This is a genomic window from Mycobacterium sp. (assembly GCF_035499775.1).
Lineage (GTDB): Bacteria > Actinomycetota > Actinomycetes > Mycobacteriales > Mycobacteriaceae > Mycobacterium.
This window is the reverse complement of record NZ_DATJYB010000181.1, coordinates 1-20877: the sequence shown is the minus strand read 5'-3', so window position 1 is coordinate 20877 and position 20877 is coordinate 1. Positions and strand designations below refer to the sequence as shown.

The 20877-nt window shown below is 64.2% G+C and carries 16 protein-coding genes; 8 read left to right on the top strand and 8 right to left on the bottom strand.

The features are described 5' to 3' along the window. The 6 genes from VML93_RS12335 to VML93_RS12310 all read left to right on the top strand — a co-directional run. The coding region (locus VML93_RS12335) for a polyprenyl synthetase family protein (RefSeq protein WP_325610924.1) at window positions 1-1185 on the top strand (1185 nt) is incomplete at its 5' end. Then, the gene (locus VML93_RS12330; RefSeq protein ID WP_325610923.1) at window positions 1182-1640 is read left to right on the top strand and encodes a hypothetical protein; all 459 of its coding nucleotides are present in this window, start codon (window positions 1182-1184) and stop codon (window positions 1638-1640) included. The genes VML93_RS12335 and VML93_RS12330, both read left to right, overlap by 4 nt. Continuing rightward, complete coding sequence (locus VML93_RS12325; protein WP_325610921.1) at window positions 1637-1915, top strand: hypothetical protein; 279 nt, start codon at window positions 1637-1639, stop codon at window positions 1913-1915. The genes VML93_RS12330 and VML93_RS12325 overlap by 4 nt, the downstream gene beginning before the upstream one ends. Then, window positions 1912-2946, top strand: coding sequence for a hypothetical protein (locus VML93_RS12320; protein ID WP_325610920.1), 1035 nt, complete (start codon window positions 1912-1914; stop codon window positions 2944-2946). The genes VML93_RS12325 and VML93_RS12320 overlap by 4 nt, the downstream gene beginning before the upstream one ends. Next, entirely contained in the window at window positions 2939-3343 is a 405-nt protein-coding gene (locus tag VML93_RS12315) for an SCP-2 sterol transfer family protein (protein WP_325610919.1), read from the top strand. The genes VML93_RS12320 and VML93_RS12315 overlap by 8 nt, the downstream gene beginning before the upstream one ends. Then, entirely contained in the window at window positions 3340-6564 is a 3225-nt protein-coding gene (locus VML93_RS12310) for an NAD(P)-binding protein (RefSeq protein ID WP_325610917.1), read from the top strand. The genes VML93_RS12315 and VML93_RS12310 overlap by 4 nt, the downstream gene beginning before the upstream one ends. A 19-nt stretch (window positions 6565-6583) precedes the next feature. Here VML93_RS12310 and VML93_RS12305 read toward each other — a convergent pair whose 3' ends face one another. From VML93_RS12305 to VML93_RS12295, 3 genes are all read right to left on the bottom strand, one after another. Then, window positions 6584-9730, bottom strand: a complete 3147-nt coding sequence (locus VML93_RS12305) for a peptidase domain-containing ABC transporter (RefSeq protein WP_325610916.1) — start codon at window positions 9728-9730, stop codon at window positions 6584-6586. Beyond that, complete coding sequence (locus VML93_RS12300) at window positions 9717-10658, bottom strand: hypothetical protein (protein ID WP_325610914.1); 942 nt, start codon at window positions 10656-10658, stop codon at window positions 9717-9719. The genes VML93_RS12305 and VML93_RS12300 overlap by 14 nt, the downstream gene beginning before the upstream one ends. Window positions 10659-10875: 217 nt before the next feature. Then, window positions 10876-12792, bottom strand: coding sequence for an ABC transporter ATP-binding protein/permease (locus VML93_RS12295; protein ID WP_325610912.1), 1917 nt, complete (start codon window positions 12790-12792; stop codon window positions 10876-10878). 777 nt (window positions 12793-13569) lie between these two features. Between VML93_RS12295 and VML93_RS12290 the strand changes: the two genes are divergently transcribed. Together VML93_RS12290 and VML93_RS12285 are read left to right on the top strand one after the other, a co-directional pair. Next, a complete protein-coding gene (locus tag VML93_RS12290; RefSeq protein WP_325610910.1) occupies window positions 13570-14892 on the top strand; it encodes a UDP-glucose/GDP-mannose dehydrogenase family protein in 1323 nt (440 codons plus the stop codon). Window positions 14893-14932: 40 nt separating this feature from the next. Continuing rightward, entirely contained in the window at window positions 14933-15880 is a 948-nt protein-coding gene (locus VML93_RS12285; RefSeq protein ID WP_325610908.1) for a UDP-glucuronic acid decarboxylase family protein, read from the top strand. Window positions 15881-15902: 22 nt separating this feature from the next. On the opposite strand, the gene VML93_RS12280 is transcribed toward VML93_RS12285, so the two are convergent. The 5 genes from VML93_RS12280 to VML93_RS12260 all read right to left on the bottom strand — a co-directional run. Then, window positions 15903-16604, bottom strand: coding sequence for a sulfotransferase domain-containing protein (locus tag VML93_RS12280; RefSeq protein ID WP_325610906.1), 702 nt, complete (start codon window positions 16602-16604; stop codon window positions 15903-15905). Window positions 16605-16844: 240 nt separating this feature from the next. Beyond that, window positions 16845-17645, bottom strand: a complete 801-nt coding sequence (locus VML93_RS12275) for a hypothetical protein (protein WP_325610905.1) — start codon at window positions 17643-17645, stop codon at window positions 16845-16847. 26 nt (window positions 17646-17671) lie between these two features. Next, complete coding sequence (locus VML93_RS12270) at window positions 17672-18703, bottom strand: FkbM family methyltransferase (RefSeq protein WP_325610903.1); 1032 nt, start codon at window positions 18701-18703, stop codon at window positions 17672-17674. After that, complete coding sequence (locus VML93_RS12265; RefSeq protein WP_325610901.1) at window positions 18700-19974, bottom strand: hypothetical protein; 1275 nt, start codon at window positions 19972-19974, stop codon at window positions 18700-18702. The genes VML93_RS12270 and VML93_RS12265 overlap by 4 nt, the downstream gene beginning before the upstream one ends. After that, the coding region (locus tag VML93_RS12260) for an NAD-dependent epimerase/dehydratase family protein (RefSeq protein ID WP_325610900.1) at window positions 19971-20877 on the bottom strand (907 nt) is incomplete at its 5' end. The genes VML93_RS12260 and VML93_RS12265, both read right to left, overlap by 4 nt.

The window sequence follows — 20877 nt, the reverse complement described above, 5'->3', positions numbered from 1 at the left end:
ATGACTTCCACCCTGCCTGACGCGCGCTCGGTGCGGACCGTGCCGAACCCGCTCGAGGACTATCTCGCCTTGTGCAAGGACGCGTGCGACGGCGAGATCAAACGGCTCTACGGTCCCGGCCAGGACGCCGCAAGCGGCTTCTATGACCTGATCCTGGACTATCCGATGCGGGGCGGGAAGGCGCTTCGGCCGGCGCTGGGCATCGCGACCTGCCTCGGGCTCGGCGGCCATCTCGAGGCCATCCTGCCGACCGCCGCAACGCTCGAGCTGTACCACAACGCGTTTCTCATCCACGACGACATCGAGGACGAATCCTGGTGGCGGCGAGGCAAACCCACGTTGCACGTCGACCACGGCGTGCCGATCGCCGTCAACGTCGGCGACGCCATGCTGTCGCTCTCGCTGCAGCCGCTGCTGGACAACGTCGAGCGGGTAGGGCTGGGGCCTGCCCTGCGTATCCTGCGCGCCGTCGCCAAGATGACCCGGCTCACGGTCGACGGCCAGGCGCTGGAGCTCGAGTGGGTGCGGTCCAACGCGTGGCGGCTCGACGATGCCGACTACCTCAAGATGGTGGAACTCAAGACCAGCTGGTACTCGTTCATCACGCCGCTGCAGGCCGGCGCGATCGCGGCCGGCGCCGGACCTGAGCGGTTGGACCCACTGGAGTCCCTCGGCCGACACCTCGGCGCGGCCTTTCAGATCACCGACGACCTGCTGAACCTGCGGGCGGACCCGGAGGAGTACGGCAAGGAGATCGGCGGCGACCTCTGGGAGGGCAAGCGGACCCTGATGCTGCTGCACACCTTGCGGACCGCCGAACCGAAGGACCGGGATCGCGCGCTGCAGATTCTGGCCAAGCGCCGCCCAGGCGCCGACGGCGAGCTGGGGATGACCGAACTGCTGGATCGGCTCGCCGCCCTCGGCCAGCTGTCCCAGTCGGGTCGGGCCGAAATCGAGGCTCGGCTGCAGGGTCAACGTCCGTCGGAGTCGAAGAGCCTCGACGACATTCGATGGCTCTACGAATTGATGCACCGCGTCGGTTCGCTGAAGCACGCGCGGGATGTCGCCGCCCGGCAGGCCCAGGACGCGGCCGCCGTGCTTTCCGGCCTCGACTTGTTGCCACCCAGCCGGCACCGGGACATGCTGGTCAACCTGGTGGACTACGTACACGGGCGGACCCGATGAGCCCCGACGTCCTGATCGGCATGCTGGCGGAGCTGGAGAGGATCCGCGAGCTCACTCTCGACCTCATCGAGCGGGAGACCCCGCGGTTGCTTCCGGCCCCGCCGGACGAGGCCCGCGGGACCGAGCGGACGGTGTTCGACCTGCTGCTCGGTGCGCGCCGCGCGGTCCTGGGCAACCCCGCCGCCGCGCGTGGGCTGCACGACCTGCTCGTCGCCGAGGGCCGCCGCTACGCGGACACACCCGACGGGGCGCGGCTGCGCGACGCGTTGGCCGCCTCGGAGGCGGTGGAGAACCTCCGCCTCGTCTGGGAGACGGTGAGCCTCAACGTTCTCGACGGTCCCGCCGCGCCCAACGCTGCCCCCGACGCGTGGGCGGACCTGTTGGCCGACGCGGTGATGGGGCGTGGCCTCGACGATTCCATCCTGGCTCGGCTGCGGCCCGAGGGGTTCGCATGACTCTCACCGATCCGCGCGCGGCGCTCGCCGACCAGAGCAATTTCATCGGCTACCTGGTTGGCCTGGCCGGGCTGGCCCGGGTGGTACACACCTTGGCCGATGATGGCAGTCGCCGATCCGACCTACCCCGCGACTCCGACGACTTCGTGCACCTGCTGCTCGGGCTGGCCAGCCTGGGAGAGGCGATCGAACGGCTCGCCAATTCCGCTGCGGCACAACAGAATCCTACCGCTGAGACGCCACCCCCCAGCTCGACGACCAGGTGGCTGCGATGACCGCGATGCTGGCAGGCAGCGACTTCCTGCGCACCCCGGTGTTCGCCAGCGCCCGGCCCGAGGGTTTCAAGGAGTGGCACCACTTCGTGGTGCAGGGGCGAGGCTTCCGGCTCTTAATCAACTTCAGCCTCACCAACGAAGTGTTCGGCGCCGGTCAGGTCCGGCTCGCGCCACGCGTCATCGTGATCGCTCACGACCAGAACTCGACCAAGAAATGGACCGGAGCCATCGAGCGGTTCGACGGCAGCGCCCTGGACGTCTCGGCCGATCTCGGCGATGTGACCATCGGCGGCAACCGGATGACGGTGCTACCCGACGGCTATCGTGTGGCAATCGACCTGCCCGACAAGGAAATTCGGGGTGAGTTGCACTTCGCCTCGATGAGTCGGCCGTTCGTGGTCAACAACCAACCGGTGGGAGACGGCCGGATGTGCTGGCTCTTCGTGCCGAGGCTGCGCGCCGAGGGGTGGCTGCGGATCGGCGGCCGGGAGCGCCGCATCGAGAACGACCTCGCCTATCACGACCACAACTGGGGTCGGTTCTGGTGGGGCGACGACTTCGGCTGGACCTGGGGCACCCTGTTGCCCGAGCGACCCGACGACCCGTGGTCGATGGTGTTCCTGCAGATGACCGACCGGAGCCGGCTGCGTTGTCTGTCCCGAGCGCTCTACGTCTGGCACCACGACGAGCCCGCTGCGATATTCCGGCGTGCCGCGGTGCAGACGCGCTCGGTCGGCTTACTCGGCCACGCAGCCGACTGCACCTTGCCGCCCCCGATGCGGCTGCTGCTGGACGGCGAGGTGCCGGGTGTGCCCGAGCGGATCGAGATCACCGCGACCCGGACGGGCGACACGGTGCACGCCGAGTTCCGCCCACAGTCCTATGCCCGCCTGGCGCAGCCCAGCGAAGTACGCCTCGACCGATCGACTGTGCTCTGCGAAACCGGCGGCACCGCCCGGGCGAGCGGGACGATCAACGGCGAGGACGTCGACTTCGTCGGCACTGGTGTATTCGAGTTCCTCCATGGCTGAACGGGTTTCGTCGCTATTGCGGCGCTCGATAGAGCACCTGGAGCACGAGGTGCCCGACAGTTATCGCTTGCTGGTCGCAGAGCTCGGCCCCATGGCGGTCGAACTCGACGTCGACGGCGAGGTCTTCACCCTGCGCGGTGGCGACCGCCTTCAGGTGACCGACGGTGCGGCGGACGTGGCCGGCGTCCGGATCGCCACCTCGCGAGCCACCATCCTCGATGTGCTCGACGCCGCCGTGGCGCTCAGCGAGGCCGTGGAGGCGGGCACGGTTAGCGTGCAAGGTTCGCTCGACGACGTCCAGCGCGCTCACGACTCGCTGCTGGCGTACGTGCACGCCGCGGTACGGGCAGCCTCGCAGCCCGGACTGCTGTCCGAACTTCGCGTGGGGGCGTCATGAGCGAGCGCATCACGACGCCGGGATCCTGCAAACGACGTCCCACGGTGGCAGTCCTCGGGGCCGGCATCGCAGGGCTTACCGCCGCGCAGGAACTCGCGGAACGCGGCTTCGTCGTCACGGTGTACGAGCCTCTACTCGATGAGCGCAACGGGGTTGGGCCCGAGCCGCCAGGAACGTACCCGCCCGTCAAGCTCGGCGGACTCGCCGCCTCTCAGTACTCGACGGTGGGCACGCAGGACGGAAGCAACGCCGAGCTGCGTCCCTTCCCGGGCCGGCGGGGCCATCCATGTCTGCCTGGGCGAGCGGTTGCGGGCGAACATGGCTTCCGCTTCTTCCCGGCGTACTACCTACATATCTGGGACATGTTCCAGCGCATCCCGGTCTACCAATCCACGCGTACGGCCAGCGGCAGGCCCCACTGGACACAGACCGCACGCACCGTCTATGACAATGTCCGGCGGGTAGTCACCCAGGGTATGACGGTTGACGGCAAGCCGTCGCTCGTCTTTCCTCGCGAACTCCCACGCAGCCCCGCCGAGTTCGTCAGCATCCTTGACCAGCTTGCGAATTTGGGCTTCGCACCTGGCGATATCACGACATTGCAGGGCAGGCTGCTGCGCTACCTCGTCACCAGCCCGTTGCGTCGCGCAACAGAGCTCGAGAACGTCTCCGCCTACGACTTCTTCGTCGGTCACGACCCGGCGACCGGGATCAACCAGTTCTCCTACACACCGAAGTTCGAAGCGTTCTTGCGTGAAATGCCAAGGGTCCTGGCTGCATTCGACTCGAACTGGGGGGATGCACGCACCAACATCACCACCTATCTACAGCTCTACCTGAATATGGACCGCCGCGACGACAAGGCCGACGGGGTGCTCAACGGTCCCACCACCGAGGCGTGGTTCGACCACTGGTACCGCCACCTCGTCGCACTCGGTGTCCGTTTCGTCCACGGTGCGGCGAAGTGCCTCGATCCTCCGGCCTTCGACCCCACTCAGCCGCCCCATCTGCGACCCCGAGTGCAGATCACGTTCGGCGACGGTACGCGCGTGACTCCGGACTACACGGTGATCGCCGCCGACGCCCCGGCAGCCGAATACCTCACCTCGGCGCTGCGCGCGGCGGGCACCGCCGGCACCGTGGCCAAGCTGGACGGTTTCACCACCTTGGCTCCCCCGCCCGACGGCCCACTGCAGACCGAGACGACGCGGCCCCGCCAGCGGCGGGACCCCTACGCGGTGGATCAGATGGGTCGGGTGCCGTGGGATCGTTTCCAAACGCTCTGCGGCATCCAGTACTACTTCGACACGGAGTTCCAGCTACTCCGCGGACACATGTTGTACGCCGGCAGCGAGTGGGCGCTGTCGTCGATCAACCAGCACGGATTTTGGGAGCGGGAACCGATGCTGGACCGCGACGGCCACGTCTCGGTGCTTTCCGTCGACATCGGGAATTTCAATTCGCCCTCCCGTCATCTGCTCGACGAGTCCGGCAACGGCAAGGCGGCCCGCGACTGCACTCCCGACGAAATCGCGGCGGAGGTGTGGCGCCAGATCATCTCTGCGCTGACCAGCAACGCCGAATGCGTCGCCGAGGAAGTCTTGCCGTGGCCGGTCTGGTACGCGCTCGATCGGGGCCTGGAAATGGCCTCCGGGCCCGGTCAGGGTCAGGGTCGGGGTCGCGCCGTCCGCAACAAGACGCCCTACCTCGTTCCCATCGTCGGGGACTGGAACAACCGGCCCAGCAGCGACCCGTGGAACCCACACGGAACCTCCTGGAGTAGCACCCCGCCCGAGGACTGGTGGCTCTACGACCTCGAGTGGCGGAATGTCTGGCAGGCCCGCCATGGCGGCTACCAGGTGCACAACAATTCGGTGGTCTTCGCGGGCACCTGGAACAAGACGTTCACTCGGATGACGTCGATGGAGGCTGCGTGCGAGTCGGGACGCCATGCCGTCAACGCCATTCTCGACCACTACATCTGGGTCGAATCGGGCGGTGTCGATCGCCGCGAGAAGGCCAGGCTCCCCTGGGAGTTTCCTTTCGGCTTTCTCGATCAGGGTTTGTCGAGTCCGATCCGGCTGCCGACTCCGGCCGGTGACTACTGCTACGTCTTCGACATCGAAAACCGCGAGCCGGCCGACACCCGTGCGCTACGCACGCTGGACTCGCATTCCTGCGAACGGTCGCTGCCCCATCCGTTGGATGCATTCAGCGTCCCCGCGTCACTTATCCCGCCACTCGCTGGAGGTCAACAAATGTCCATGCCCACAAGCGACTACAACCAGCAGTTGCTCGCTTATCTGCACACCTGGCGGCAGCTGCTGGAGCAGTGGACGACGATGACGGGCGGGTTGCCATACCCGGCCGCACCGCCCGCGATGCCCGCCATGCCGCCCGGGGGCCACTTCATGGCGCCGCCCATGCCGCCAACCCCGGTGCTGCCGCCCACCCCGGTGATGCCGCCCGCGCCGGTGATGCCGCCCGCGCCGGCTGACTACACCAATCAGCTGTTCGGCTACCTCCAGGCATGGCGCCATTACCTCGAGCAGATGACGAGCGCACCGCAGGGATCGACCGCGCCGCCCGCCACGGAAGCGCGCCCGCCGGATCGGCCCGTTCCGCCCCGCCACGACACGGGGAGCAGGACCACCCCGGGCAGCGACGTCGGCGGGCAGCCGAGCCCGGCATCGCCGCCGCCGACGACAGGTAGCGCGCCCGGCGCCTACGGCCCGACTCAGGTCGTGGTCCCCCGCCCCTACCCGGCGAGCCCCTTCGCCCCGCCGCCCCCGCCGAGGATGCCCGGTACACCCGTCGACCTCACCGGCACGCCCCTCAAGCCGATACCGCCCACCGGCTACCGCACGAGCGCAATCTCCGGCGTCAGCCCCGACGCAGGCACCAGCTATCCTGGGGACGCGTTCTCCGACGTCAGCTCCGACTCGGCCGGCAGCGGCTATGACCCAGTAAGCGCCTTCGGCCCGGCAGCGCAGGAGCCGGTGGTGCTGCATCCGCCCGACTACGACTTCGGGAACCAAATCGAAGCCCCCGTCTTCAGGCACACCGCGCACCCGACCGCCTATTCAGCTCTGCCCTATGCACCGGAGGCAGCCGCACAGCCTCTACTGGGTTCGGCGTATCCGACCGCAGCGGAGCCCGTCGATCCTATTCCGTTACCGCACGTCGGGCTGAGATCGCTGTACGACATTTCCGGCACGTAGACGGCTCCGGAGAGTCCATCTACATCGTGAGCTGCTGGCTGCACAGGTAGTAGTACAAGCCCTCACGGGCCAGGAGCGCGTCGTGCGTGCCACTCTCGACGAGCCGGCCCTTCTCGAGCACCAGGATGATGTCGGAGTCGCGGACTGTGCTGAGCCGATGGGCGATCACGAACGACGTACGCCCTTGCAGCAGCTGGTCGAGATTGTCTTTGACGGCCCGCTCCGACTCGGTGTCGAGCGCGCTGGTGGCTTCGTCGAACACCAGCACCGGGGGACGGTGGTAGACGGCGCGGGCGATCGCGATGCGTTGACGCTGACCGCCCGAGAGCAGCAGGCCGGTTTCACCGATGGGCGTTTCATACCCTCGCGGGAGGCGCTCGATGAATCCTGCGGCGTTGGCCACCCGCGCGGCCCACATCACCTGCTCCGGGTCGGGGTTCTCGCAACCGAAGGCGATGTTTTCGGCGATCGTCGCATTGAACATGTGGTTCTCTTGCAGCACGAAACCGATGTGTTGGCGTAACTGGCGCAGGTCAAGGCCGGTCAGGTCGGCACCGTCGTAGAGGATGGTGCCGCCGGTCGGCTCGATCAGTCCGCACAGGCATTTGATGAGTGTGGTTTTGCCCGAGCCGCTCCGGCCGACAATGGCCACCCGGGTACCCGGCTGGACTTCGAAGTCGACCTCGTCGAGCACCGGCGCCTGGGCCGGTCCGGGGTACTTGAAGGTCAGGCGCCGGAAGTGGACGTGGCCGGAGAGCGATTTCACCGGCGTCAGTCCCGAGTGGTCGGTACCCTGCTCGGCGTCATGGTCGAGGATGTCGTTGAGCCGGTTGAGCAGAACGACGGTGCGCTGCAACTGATCCCAGATCCCGACGATGCTCACGACTGCTTGGTTGGCGAGCAGAACCAGGGCGTTGAAGGAGATGAGCTCCCCGATCGTCATTCGGTGGTGCAGCACCTGCAGCGCGCCCAGCCAGAGAAACAGGGCCAGCGACAGGAACGACAGCAGCTGGATGCCGCCCCAGAACAGCATCGCGGTCAGGTCCGCCCGGTAGAGCCGCTCGGACAGTTCGTCGAATTGTTTGAGCAGTATCCGGCGCAGCGACTTTTCCGCGCCCATCGCCTTGACTGTCTCGATACCCCTGATGGAGTCGATCTGTCGGGACTGGTACCTGCTCCAGTGCTCTTCGAGCCCTTCGTAGACGGGCCGGAGGCGTCTCTGGGTGAAGCGCAGCAGCGCGGTATACAGCGACGCGGCGAAGATCAGGTAGATGAGACTCAGCGGCCAGCTGTAAACGCTCATGATCGCCAGGGCGACGATGACCTGAGCGATGGAGGTGAGAGTCTGCACGCCGCGCTGGACCAGGAAATCCCGCACCAACTGCATGCCGTTGAGGCGCCGGCCGATGTCGCCGGTGCGCCGAGCGTGAAAGTAGCTCATCGGCAGCGCCAGCAGCGCCTCGGAGAGCGTGTCGAGGCTGGCCCGGTCGACGCTCACGGCGACGCGACTGAGCAGCAGCCTCTGCACGTACGTGGCCATCACCGAGATCCCCAGCGCGCCGAACATGATCAGCACCAGCGCCGTGAGTAATCCCACGTCGTGTTTGACGATCACCCGGTCGACGATGAATTTGCTGATCACCGGAACCAGCATCGAGGCACCGGCGGCGACGAAGCCGAGAACAACCGCCAGCAACAGCGATCGACGGTACGGCCGGAAAAACCCGAGTAGCCAGCCGATGCGCGACTTTTCAACCGGCGTCTTCAGCAACGCTTCGGTGGGAGCCAGGAATGCCGCGTAGCCCGACCACTTCGACTCGAGTTCGGATCGCGGGATGCGCCGGCACCCCCGCGCCGGATCGGCGACCCGCGCATGCTGGGCGTCGACGTCGTATACGACCAGCCAGTGGTTGTTTGCCCAGTGCAGAATCGCCGGGAGCGGCATCTCGTCCAGCCGACTCTTGGACACCTTTGCGGTACGCACCGAAAGACCGAGCGACTCGGCCCCCTGGCGGATACCGAGCAGGCTCGTACCGTCAACCGCGGTGTTGACGGCATCGCGCACCAGCGTGGTCGACACTTTGCGACCGTAATAGCGGCAGATCATTGCCAGCGACGCAGCGCCCGCGTCCGCCGTATCGACCTGCATCACATGGGGAAAGCGGCGGATGCGCCTGGCCGGGCGGACGAATCCGTCGAAATCCTCTTCGATGGTGATGCCGGCTTGCGGCGGGTATTCGGCCCCGGCGGCCTCGGTCTGCTGCGCGCTGAGGGCCTCCGGCCCGGCCGCATCCGCCGGCAGCAGTTCGTCGGCGAAGTCGAGCGGGACGTGTGCGAAGCGGCGGTAGTCGTAGGCGGCGATGCGCTGCTCGATGCGCTGCCGAAACTCCGGGTCCTCGTCGACCAGCCGGGCGAACAGCTCCGGTTCGAGCGCCCACAGCTCGCAGTCGCTGACCGCCTCGACGCTGGCCGTGCGATCGGTTCCCCTGAGCAGCGACACCTCGCCGAAGAAATCGCCGCGCCGTAGGTACGACCGCTGTTCGCGCTTGGCGTCGCGATCGATGTAGGCGCGCAGCCGGCCGTTGCGGACGATGTACATCGCGCCGGCCGGGTCACCTTGCCGGATCACCACCTCTCCGGCGCTGACCGACTTGGGGACCAAGCCTTCCAGCAGCAGCCGCAGCACCTCGGGCGGAAGGTCGGCGAAAGCGGTGTACTCGCGCAGGAAATCGCTCAGCTCGTGGCGCCGAATGCGCAACTCGACGTAGTGACCCACCTTCGGCTCGCTACGGACCAGCGCCTCAAATACGTGTCGGTCCAGCCGCAGCGCCTCCACCGGGCTGGAGGCGCGGATCGTCGCGGTGCGCTTCCGCTCACGGTCCAGCAGCGCCCGCTCACCGAAGACGTCGCCGGCCCGCAAGACGTTGAGGGGTACCTCCACGCCGTCATCGCCGGCCTTGACCACCCGCGCGGTCCCGGACTGGATCACAAACAGCGCGTCGGCTTGATCGCCTTCGGTGACGATCACCTCGCCGAAACCGAATTCCACGGGCGTGAACGACGCCTCCACCAGCCGGCGCACATCGGTCGGCATCAATTCCAGCAACGCCACCCGGCGGAGCTCGAAGGGCACACTCGGCACGAGTGGGCGGTCAGAGACGCTCATGCCAATTCACGTAGCGATTGACCTCGGCGGCGAGCGCTCGCTTGGTGAGCACACCTTCCGCACGAACGCGCACCATCGGGTCGTCCAGGCTCGGCACGACCTGCCGCACGACAAGCACCAACTGATAACCCCCTCCGATCGCCACCGGTCCGATCAGGTCGCCGGGATTCGCGGCAAGCAACCTGGTGCGCAGCAGCGGTTCGGCATCATCGAACAGCACGCTAGTTTCCTGCAGCTCCGCTTTCGCGTCGGCGGCGACGTCGGCCAGCTCGCGGCCGTCCAGTCGCACGCACAAGGCGGCCTCTCGTAAGACCATCTCGTCTCGATGCGCCAGACGCACCAGGTCCATCCGGGTCCAGCCGACTCTGTTGTCGCTGATCTCGGCGTTCAGCGCGGGTGTCTGCAGCTGGGCCGCGCAGAAGCGCTCGCGCTGTTGCGGCAGCTCGGCCAGCTCGTCGGGAGTGAGGGTCAGTGGCTGATCACGCAGATGCACAGCGACTGCCTCGGCCATCGTGCGCGCGTAGGCGGCCAGCTTTCCTGAGCACACGGCGTGCACCCAGCACGCCCGCTCGACATCGCCTGGTGGGACTGCCGTTACGTCAGAGGCGGGCTCCAGTAGCGAGCGACGCATCTCGGCCTTCCACTCCTCGAGACTGACATCATGTCGGCCCAGCCACTCCTCGAGTTCGTCAGCGGTCAGCAAGTTGTGCTGCTCGCGGAATTTGTCGGCGGCGGCTTGCACCTTGGCCACATCCGGCGACGTACCTGCGGCGGCCACTTCGTTCTCGCGCGCCAGCAGCCCGACTACCCGTTGTTCCAACGCCGCCCACTCACCCCAGACGCGGGCCGCCTCGACCACCTCGACCCAGGTGAAGCAATGCCCGCCGGCGCTGAATACCCGCGTGCTGGGTGCGGTGGTCACGGTCATCGCGCTGACGATGTGACGACTGTGATCATGTCGATGAAATGTCACAGACTGGCGCGCTGACCCCCCAGGCGCATCGGTTCCGAGCCTGCTGATCCATCTCGTCTCCTGTTGGCCCCGCCGCCCGGCCCTCCGGGCACGCACCAGGCCACAGAATACAACCAAGAAACGCCTGGAAGACGCAAAATCACAATGCCCGGGCGGGGTAGCGGCGCTGCGATCAGACCGGCGTGGGCAGGTCGCCCACCCGACTCAGCCGCCACGCACCCTCGCCGAGCAGCTGCAGCTGCTGCTCGTGGTGCTCCTGGGTGGTGCGGCGGTGGCGCACGCTCACCACGATGGTGTTGGGACACTGGCTGCGCAGCTTCTCGTAGATCTCGTATTCCAATTCCTCGTCCAGCGCCGAGGTCGCTTCGTCGAGAAACACCGCCTTGGGCTTGGCGAGCAGGATGCGGGCGAAGGAAATGCGTTGCTGCTCACTGGGATTGAGCACTTTGGCCCAGTCCTGGTTCTCGTCGAGGCGCTCACTCAGGTGCCAGAGCGCGACCGTGTTCAGTGCGCGGCGCACCTCGGCATCGGGAAACTCACCGGGCTCAGCCGGATAGGACACCACCGCACGCAGGTCGCCCAGCGGTACATAGGGCAGCTGGGGCAGAAACATCGTCTCGTGCTCGTCGGCAGACGGGCGATGCAGTGTGCCCGACGCGAACGGCCAGAGCAGGGCCAGGCTGCGCAGCAGCGTGGTCTTGCCACTGCCGGACCGGCCGGTGATGACCAGCCAGTCGCCGGCCTTGAGCCGCAGGTCCAACGGCTCCACCAGCTGATCCCCGGCAGGGGTTCGCACCTCGACGTCGACGAGTTCCAGCGAGCCGTCCGGGCTCGGCGCAACGGTCAGCTTGGGTAGCTCGCGGGCCTTCTCGTTGGCGTCGATGAGGCCGTTGAGGCGCAGAATCGACGCGCGGTAACTGGCGAACTGGTCGTAGGTGTTGCGGAAGAACGACAACGACTCTTGCATCGTGGCGAATGCTCGCGCGGACTGCATCACGCCGCCGAAGCTGATCGCGCCGGCGAACAGCCGCGGTGCCTGCACGATGAACGGCAGCGGACCGATGGCCTGGCTCACGCCCAGGTTCCAGCCAAGAAAGCCCAGGTTGCGCCGTACGTAGCGCCGGTAGTTGGCGATGATCGACGCGAACAGGCCGCTCAGCAGCGTCTCTTCGGCCTGCTGGCCGCGGTGGAAGCCGACCGCTTCGGCAGCGTCGCGCAGCCGGATCAACGCGTAGCGGAAGGCGGCGTTGAAAACCTCGTTGCGGAAGGACAGCCGGATCAGCGGTCGCCCGATCCAGAACGCGATCACCGTAGCGACCAGCACATAGCCGAACAGCAGCGCGAACATGGCGTTCGGGATCGACACGCCGAAAACCCTCAGCGGGCCGGACAGATCCCACAGGATGGCCCCGAACGCGCACACCGAGACCACCGCTCCCACTGCGCCGAATACCAAGGTGTTGTGGGCGTGCAGGGAAGGCTGGTTCGTCCCCCTGCCCGCGCCGGCGGTGAAGATATCGATGTCCTGCTGAATGCGCTGGTCTGGGTTGTCGATGGTGTGGTCGATGAACCGCCCGCGGTAGTAGGCCGCGCCGCGCAGCCAGTCGCCGGTGAGCCGGTGTGTCAGCCACACCCGCCAGCGGATGATGAATCGCTGCGTCAAATAGACGTCGAGCACAAATCGCATAACGTTGACCGTCGCGATCACGCAGTACGTCGCGATCGCCATCCAGAAGCCGTGTATCCCCGAGTTCCGCACTGTGGCGTTGCGTGCCGCGCCGCCTTGGAACGCGACCTGCAAAGACGAGTAGAGATCATTGACGTAGTAGCTGAGCAGCACTTCGATCCGCACGCTCGTCAGGACCGACAGCAGCAGGACGACAAACAATCCCCACGCCGGCAGGCTCTGGCGGCCCTTGAAGTAGTCACCGGTGATCCGCCAGTATTGCCTTCCCCACGTGGTGTACCGGAACAGGAGCACCGCGACGATCAGCAGCAGCGCGCCGCTGATAATCGCGGTTTCGATCACCCACACCAACGACCGGAGGAATTCGTGATTCCAGGCAAGGGACGGCGTATAGGTAGCCAACGCAAACTCCTGTCGCCGATGCGGATTCTATAGCGAAGCTACCGCCGCGGCGCGAGCGCTGATTGGGCTTCTGTGCCGTTAGCGAGGCGTTCAACTCAACTTTGGAATGGGAGTCGTTGCGTCACAACCACTGAACGCATTCCGCCGACGGCACGCTCAGCGCCCCGTCGACTACCCCAAACCGGTTGGCGCATCAAGGCATTCGTCCGCATCGCCGCCGACGCCCAGCTACCTTCGACACACCCTCGCCAACGTCGACTCACCCACCGGCAGTGACCGGGTAGTCGGGTCGGTCACCAAGATTTGGCGATCATGCGGAGATTTGCGTTCTGTATGAGAGCATGGGGCATGGTTCCGGGCGACCCCATCGACGCTACACGTTTCCCGGCAAACGCGTGTTTGCCCACTTCTCGACCATATTGGTCGGTAAACGAGAGAAACTCCTTTTTGACGTTGTCTCCGCAAAGACGACGACAACACCCGCTAGGAAAATGATGGGGGAATAGCCGGTGAACAGTTTTCAAGTTGACGCGGTACCGTAACCGATGAAATTCCAGACACCGGCGTGGTTGATCGCCGAAGGCGTACCTGTGGCGCGGACTGCAATTAAGGTCAGCGCACCACCGAATGAACTTGAGCTAACCGGCTTTGGTCGCAAACCCGGAAAATCCTGGTCCGCTGAATTGGCGTCCGCGCACACCGGGGTTTGCAAGAGGCCACGCGAAATATCGTAACTTTTGTCGACGATCACGTCGTGCGAACAGGAGCGGATTTCAGATGCGGATTGCGGTGATCGGAACCGGGTATCTGGGCACCACCCATGCTGCTTGTATGGCAGAAATCGGCCATAATGTGCTGGGCGTTGATATCGACCCGGGCAAGGTAGCCAAGCTCCAGTCCGGCGAAGTCCCTTTCTTCGAACCCGGCCTCGAGAACATCGTCAAAGACAACCTTGCCTCCGGGCGCCTCCGCTTTACCGACTCTTACGAGGAAGCGGCGGATTTCGCGGAACTGCACTTCCTTACCGTAGGCACGCCACAATGCGAGCGGGGTTTCGGTGCGAACCTCTCGTATGTGAATGCGGCAATTGATGCTCTGTGTCCGCACTTGAATAGACCGGCTCTAATCGTGGGGAAGTCGACTGTACCGGTAGGGACGGCGAGCCGTTTGGCGCGACGGGCGCGATGCATTGCGCCTGCTGGTGATGACGTGGAACTCGCGTGGAACCCCGAGTTCCTCCGCGAGGGTTTTGCCGTGCACGATACTCTTCACCCAGATCGCATTGTCATCGGTGTGGAACATCGCCACAAAGGCCGTTCGGAGAAAGTGCTGGCAGAACTGTACAGCCCCTTGCTGGCCACCGCCGCCATTCCGTTTCTGATAACAAATCTGGCGACTGCCGAGTTGGCCAAAGTAGCTGCTAACGCGTTTCTTGCCACAAAGATTTCGTTCATCAATGCGATTTCTGAAGTGTGCGAAGCCACATCCGCCGATGTCACCGTGCTCGCCGACGCGATCGGGGTCGACAACCGCATTGGGCGCCGTTTCTTCGATGCCGGGCTGGGTTTTGGTGGTGGGTGCCTTCCCAAAGACACGCGCGCCTTCATTACCCGTGCCGACGAATTGGGACTCGGTAATGTTGCCAAGTTTTTGCACGTCGTCGATGACATCAACATGAGGCAACGCAGCCGCGTAGTCGATGCCACTCGCGAGATTTGCGGATCGCTGAAGGGAACCAGGGTTGCTGCACTTGGTCTTGCCTTCAAGCCGAACTCAGATGATATTCGTGACTCGCCGGCGCTGGATGTGGCCAGCCGATTACAGCTACACGGGGCCAATGTGACCGTGTACGACCCTAAAGCCATGGACAATGCGCAACAGGTGATCCCGACACTCAATTATGCGTTGTCAACCCTCGACGCATGTAAGGGAGCCGATGTGGTCCTGATTCTTACCGAGTGGGATGAATTTCGCAAAATGCGACCGGAAGAGCTTGCATCGGTGACCAGGTGCAAGCGCGTCATCGATGCTCGCAATTGCCTTGACCCGCAGTCATGGCGTGCCGCCGGGTGGAGCTACCGAGGTTTCGGGCGGCCATGATGCGGCAACAACGAGGCCGACAAGCAGATGGGGAGGCAGCGTGAGGGTCCTTGTCACCGGGGGAGCCGGATTTCTCGGCTCTCATCTCTGCGATCTGTTGATAGCCAAGGGCCACACCGTCGTATGCCTCGACGATCTCTCGACCGGGTACCGCACCAACATCGAGCGGCTCGAGACGTGTCCTAAGTTCTCATTCGTCGAGGCGAGCGTTCTTGACCCGGCTGACTTCGAGGGCGTATTCGATGGTGTGGTTCACCTCGCCAGCCCGGCGTCGCCGTCCGCGTACCTGGAGAGGCCCGTTTTCACGCTCCGGACCGGGTCGGAGGGAACCCGGAATATCCTCGATTTCGCCCAGGCCAAATCCGCGCGCTTTATCCTCGCTTCCACCAGCGAAGTTTATGGTGAACCCATCGTTCACCCACAGCCGGAGACATATTGGGGCAACGTCAACCCGGTCGGGCCGCGCAGCGTCTACGACGAGGCCAAGCGTTTCTCAGAAGCATTAACAACGGCCTACCGGACCTCCTGCGGCGCAAATACAGGAATTCTGCGCATTTTCAACACCTACGGCCCCCGGATGCGCCCGGAGGATGGGCGCGTTGTCTCGAACTTCATCGACCAGGCACTGAATAACAAACCCTTGACCGTTTACGGCGACGGGACGCAAACACGAAGTCTTTGCTATGTGGACGACTTGGTGCACGGCATTTTCGCGATGCTGGAGTCCGACGAGCCCGGGCCGATCAACCTCGGCAATCCAGTGGAACTCAGCGTTCTCGCGATCGCTGAATTAGTGCTTGAGCTAGTGGGTTCACCGTCCCGGATAGAGCTGCATCCGCTGCCCCAGGATGATCCAACCCGCCGGCAACCCGATATCACAGCGGCGCGCGACCGCCTTGGCTGGAACCCTCAGGTTTCGGTGCGTGAAGGGATTGCCCGCACGATCGAGTGGCATGCAAAGCAACTCCGGGAGAACCTGGCGTCGTGAGCGTGCGCTTGCAGCGGTCGTGTTAAGCGTCGGGGGTAATTGACAGAACGTTGACGCCGAGGTCGCCTTTTTCGTGCAGCAATTCCTCGAGCCGGCGCAGCTGGGTCTGGTTCAATCGGCCGGCTCCGTAGCCGGTACTGCCGTCACGAATATGATCCAGGTGCAGCAGAGTCTCGGGATCGTAGAGATAACAGTTGTCGGAGCGCGCGGCATCAATATACGAAGTTCGATCGTGGCGTACCAGATGCTCGGCGTAATCGCGCGTGCTGATCTCTTTCACCTTCTCGCGCATTCTGCCGAACGAGTTCGCCTCGGCGATCTCGGCGACCAGATCTTGGCGCGCAGCGATATTCAGATAGGACGCGACGGCGGCCACCGAATCCGTCGGTTGCTGCGTAATCGCCTCATAGCTCAGAATGAGCGCGCCATTGCTTCGATGGTGCAGAAAGAGGTCGAGTGAACTCGACATAACGGAGATAATATCCTCGAAGTCGACGTCGAACATGGCCATGAAAGATGCGGTCGCATCGGCCAGATCGCGCCACGTATAGATGACCTTTGCGGCCTGCACTTGAGCAAGATGCAGCCCGGCCGCGTCAAGCGAATGGCATTTGACAACTGCGTGCACACAGGATGCCGGCAGGCCGCACAGGAAGCGATGCAGGTTCTCGTCGTAACCGCCATATACTTCCTGCTCAGTATGGCGCAGGAGAGAGATGGCCACGTTGTACGACCACGTCGAGGCGCTACGCGGCATTCCATTGCACAGAACGAGCATTGCGATCCCTTGGCCGGCAAAGCGTGGTAATTCAAAGATATGTTCGCACCTCCGGATGCGCAAAGCCGGCTTCTGCCACAAAGTCTCGGTCGGCGGCGCTGCGGATGTCGCGCCGCGGGACAGCTTGCGGAGGCACGCTGCCCGGCGGGGTCGATCGACTAGCTTGCCTCGCGCATCACCTGATGCTCAGTAAGCGGAGTACCCCATCTCGACCAGGAGGTCGGAGTAGGCGCCGAACCGACGCAACTCTTCATCCGCCAGCGACGCTGCATCGGTTCTCATAGGCCTGCGAATCGCCGATTCTTTGCTCCGTTCCATATTACCGGTTACCGTATCGATCGAAGCAAATCTTTCGAGCGCATTCAAGTCCCATCGAATGCCGAGGTGAGAACAGATCTGAGGGAAAAATTCTTCGGGGTCTGTGACGACATCCTCGTATCGAAAGATTGGTGTCCCGATCATCGCCCTTAAAAATGCGAGGTACGAGTTCAGGAAGTGCTCGGCCGCCAAATTTTCCTGCATCGCACGATGTGAGCGCAGGCTCGCGAGTTGATCAGCGGGATGCCGGACCAGGACGATCGCGGACATAAAGAAACGTCCGGCCACTGCCAAGTCGAGGCTGGAGTCGTACGGCACGGGCCAGACGAAGGGTATGCCGATGAAATCTACGTAGTTACAATCACGAACGACTAGATTGAGGCCCAGCTTTTCCGCCGCAGAATGCAGGCATTCGAGCAATTCGCCAAAACGAGGCGGATATCCCAACTCATGCTCATCAAAGGCGGAGATGCTTGACGCCAGCTCGGGAGACCACTTCCGAACCTGGACAACAGGATTCATGTAGCCGCTGTAAAGAGCCGCAGAACGCGGGTTGGTCTCACTGAGCAGAACGACCTCAGGCAGTGCGGCTATCACACGCGCCAACATGGTGCTGCCACATCCACCCAGATTGCGAATGACCGGAAGACGGGGAAATTCGCGGTTCATAATCCGAGCCCCTGATGCGCACGTTCCTACTGATGCAGCGTGGGTCGCAGTGCGGCCTCACACCACTGCGCCGCACGCGCGAACAGCGCGCGCTCTTTGAAGAAGATCGCATTGCCCCAAGACCCCGGGAAGGTCTGCGCGTAATTGAAGTAATAGGAGATGCTGTCGTCTTCATCGACATGGTAAATCACCACGTGCCAGGGATATCCCATTGATCGCATCAGCTCTACGGTGGGGCCCAGATGCCCGTGCGTTCCCGCTCCGAAGGCGTGGTTGGAATCCCAGAATTCGGTCATCACGACCGGAATATCGGGCTCGCCAAGGCCCTTGATGACCTCGATGTCCGCGCCCTCGGTGTCGATCTTGAGCAGTCCGATCTGGCTGGGAATCTCGCCGGTCTGCCGAAGGCTGGCGAGGCTCCGAATCTGGACCGGAAGTGCGTCGGCGAACCGGACGCTGGTGCCCAGGGGATGGTCGACCAGGCTGTGAAATAGCGAGGCGTCAAGACCCTCACCCTCGTTCGCCGAGGCGATCTTGAGTTGGCCCTCGCCGTCGGCCGCGCCGATGGCGACCGGCGATGCGGTGAAGCCCGCCCTGCCGCCGAGTCGGTCCTGGAGAGCTGCGAAGCTCGTCGGGAACGGCTCGAACGCGTAGATCTGGCAACCGCAGTCGAGGAGGCGTTCGGCGACGTCGCCGACATGGGCGCCGACGTCGACCACTGCGCGGTTGTCGATGTACGACGAAATATATTGCAACAGACTGACTTCGGGATTATGGGCGGAGAACTCGTCGGCGGCCGGGGCCACCACCGGTGCGCTCTGGCGCGTCGTGGAGCCGAGATCGGCGACGGTGGCGGTCAGCGAACGGATTTCCGCGGTCAGGAACTTGTGGTGCTGCTCGGCCCGCGTGTCCAGCTTGGCGATCAGGCCAAGCATCCGGGCCAGCGCATCGATGATGCTGCTGTCGTTCAGCACCAGCGTCTCGATGTACTGCTCAAGCTCACCCTTGAACTCGGTGAACCGGTCCAGTGGGACGACGACGTCGTCGCGCTCGGTCATGACTGGGCGACCGGTTCGTTCGCGCTGTGCTTGGGCATCAGGTCCTCATATATCGAGGTGATCGGCCGCTCCGCATCCAGCGAGCGCCATAACCAGTCGCTGGTGCCGGCCGCCGTGAAAGAACCGCTCAATCGCGCGGACCGGGCTCTAATGTCGGCCTGGCGGTCCGGGGTGGTCAGAGCCTCGATGGCCGCGAGCACGGCGGCGCGGTCATACGGTGCGACGGCCCCGAGATCGAAGCGCTCGACGAAGCCCGCCGCACAGGTGGCGGGACTGCCGACCACCAGCATCGGCAGGTGCGACGTCGCCATCATGGTGACCATGCGACTGGGCAGGCTCAGCTCGGCGATGGCCTGCACGGAAAGCGGGCTCCGGCCGTCGAGCGTGTCGGTGGGGACGACGGCGAATGAGTACTCGCCGAGCACCTTTGGCAGGTCGTCCTCGGCGATCGGATTGCGTTGCACGATGCCGTCAGCGGCAAGTTCGTCGCGGTCGTATTCCAGCCCCGGCGGATTGATCTGGTTGCAGTACCAGTCGATCGACACGCCGGAGCCACGGAAAATCTCGCGCAGCATGTCCAGCCACCGCTGCCCCCAGATGTTGCCGAGCAGAACCCCGCGGGGCTGGCCGTTGCCGGACGCGGGCGCCGCCTCACGCTTGATGATGTGGTCGGCGACGACCGGGGGCATGACCCAGAACGGCATCTCGTATTTCTCTTCGTAGGCCTCACGCATCTCGGGGCCGATCACCAGCCGCAGACTCGATTTGGACAGCAGCTCCTGCATCAGGGTGTCGGTGATTCCGTCGGCGCAGACGTTCTTGTCGTCCATCACATAGACGCCCAGCGGCGCGTTGAGCAGGTCGTGGGCGGCCAGCGCCAAGGTCGCCTCCGCGGGCGTATAGGGCACGCAAAGTATGCGCCGGATGTTCACGCCCGCCAGGCTTGATTTGAGCCACGCTAATATCACCGGCCGCGCGGCCTGCGCCAGCGGAAGCCGCAGCCGGACGCGGCCGAAATCCGTTTCGCCGTCGTAGAAGTCCTCAGCGCGCAGCGAGATGATCGATTCCTGGTCGGGAAAGATTCTCAGCAACAGCGTGCCGGTACCGTGCAGCGGATTGACCTCGCAGGCGGTGATCACCAGATCCGTCGCGTCGGGCAGGCTGGACAGGTCCACCTCTTCGATGGTTTCCGCCGCGTCCACCTGCCCGGAGAGGATGGCATCTAGCCGTGCGCGCGCCTTTTGGGCGATGACCAGTGGGCTGCCAATCATTCACGAGCTCCTTGGGTAGATGTTACGGGTGTGCTATTTTGCCCGGCACGAAGTCGGTTGTCTTGCAGCCTAACGAATTCATCTATGCACTTTGGTAGATCATATTCGATCTCCCAGTTCGGAAAATGCGAACGCGTCTTCTGGAGGTCCGATATGTAGCAAATATGATCCCCGGTTCGATTGGTCGCATCCAGCCGGTATTTCAGAGGGTGGCCCATCTGGTCCAGGATGTCGATGGTCTCAAGAATTGACAGACTGTTCTCTCGACCGCCACCCAGGTTGTACACCTCCGCGCTTCGCGGGTTCGAGAAGAATTCCAGGAACAGTCTCGCTACATCGTCGCAGTGAATTTGGTCTCTGACCTGTTTTCCTTTGTAGCCGAAGATGGTGTACTCGCGTCCGCTGACGGCGCAGGCGACGATGTAGGCCAGGTAACCATGCAGTTCGACCGCGGCGTGCTGGGGACCGGTCAGGCAGCCGCACCGGAATATGCCGATCGGCATGTCGAAATAACGTCCGAATTCCTGTGCCATGATGTCGGCCGCGACCTTCGAGGCGCCGAACAACGAATGCAGGCACGCGTCGATAGACATTGTTTCGTCGATCGCCAGCAGGCCATCGGCGTAGTCGTAGCGGGTGGCGTGCTCGACCAGCGGCAGCGAGTTCGGCCGGTCGCCGTAGACCTTGTTCGTGCTGGTGAAGCAAAACGGCGATTCGGGGCAAAAATCGCGAGCCGCGACGAGGACATTCAGGGTCCCCACCGCGTTGACGTCGAAATCGTCGTACGGAATTTTGGCGGCCAGGTCGTGGGACGGCTGGGCCGCGGTATGAATGATGAAATCCGGGCGATGCTCCGCGACGACATCTCTGATCAGCTGCCGATCGCGGATGTCGGCATGAATA

Excerpts from the sequence above, each read along its gene's own strand:
- VML93_RS12270 (WP_325610903.1), bottom strand. The coding sequence starts at position 18,703 with ATGACCGAGCGCGACGACGTCGTCGTCCCACTGGACCGGTTCACCGAG.
- VML93_RS12330 (WP_325610923.1), top strand. The coding sequence starts at position 1,182 with ATGAGCCCCGACGTCCTGATCGGCATGCTGGCGGAGCTGGAGAGGATC.
- VML93_RS12265 (WP_325610901.1), bottom strand. The coding sequence starts at position 19,974 with ATGATTGGCAGCCCACTGGTCATCGCCCAAAAGGCGCGCGCACGGCTA.
- VML93_RS12275 (WP_325610905.1), bottom strand. The coding sequence starts at position 17,645 with ATGAACCGCGAATTTCCCCGTCTTCCGGTCATTCGCAATCTGGGTGGA.
- VML93_RS12315 (WP_325610919.1), top strand. The coding sequence starts at position 2,939 with ATGGCTGAACGGGTTTCGTCGCTATTGCGGCGCTCGATAGAGCACCTG.
- VML93_RS12300 (WP_325610914.1), bottom strand. The coding sequence starts at position 10,658 with ATGACCGTGACCACCGCACCCAGCACGCGGGTATTCAGCGCCGGCGGG.
- VML93_RS12325 (WP_325610921.1), top strand. The coding sequence starts at position 1,637 with ATGACTCTCACCGATCCGCGCGCGGCGCTCGCCGACCAGAGCAATTTC.
- VML93_RS12305 (WP_325610916.1), bottom strand. The coding sequence starts at position 9,730 with ATGAGCGTCTCTGACCGCCCACTCGTGCCGAGTGTGCCCTTCGAGCTC.
- VML93_RS12310 (WP_325610917.1), top strand. The coding sequence starts at position 3,340 with ATGAGCGAGCGCATCACGACGCCGGGATCCTGCAAACGACGTCCCACG.
- VML93_RS12290 (WP_325610910.1), top strand. The coding sequence starts at position 13,570 with ATGCGGATTGCGGTGATCGGAACCGGGTATCTGGGCACCACCCATGCT.
- VML93_RS12320 (WP_325610920.1), top strand. The coding sequence starts at position 1,912 with ATGACCGCGATGCTGGCAGGCAGCGACTTCCTGCGCACCCCGGTGTTC.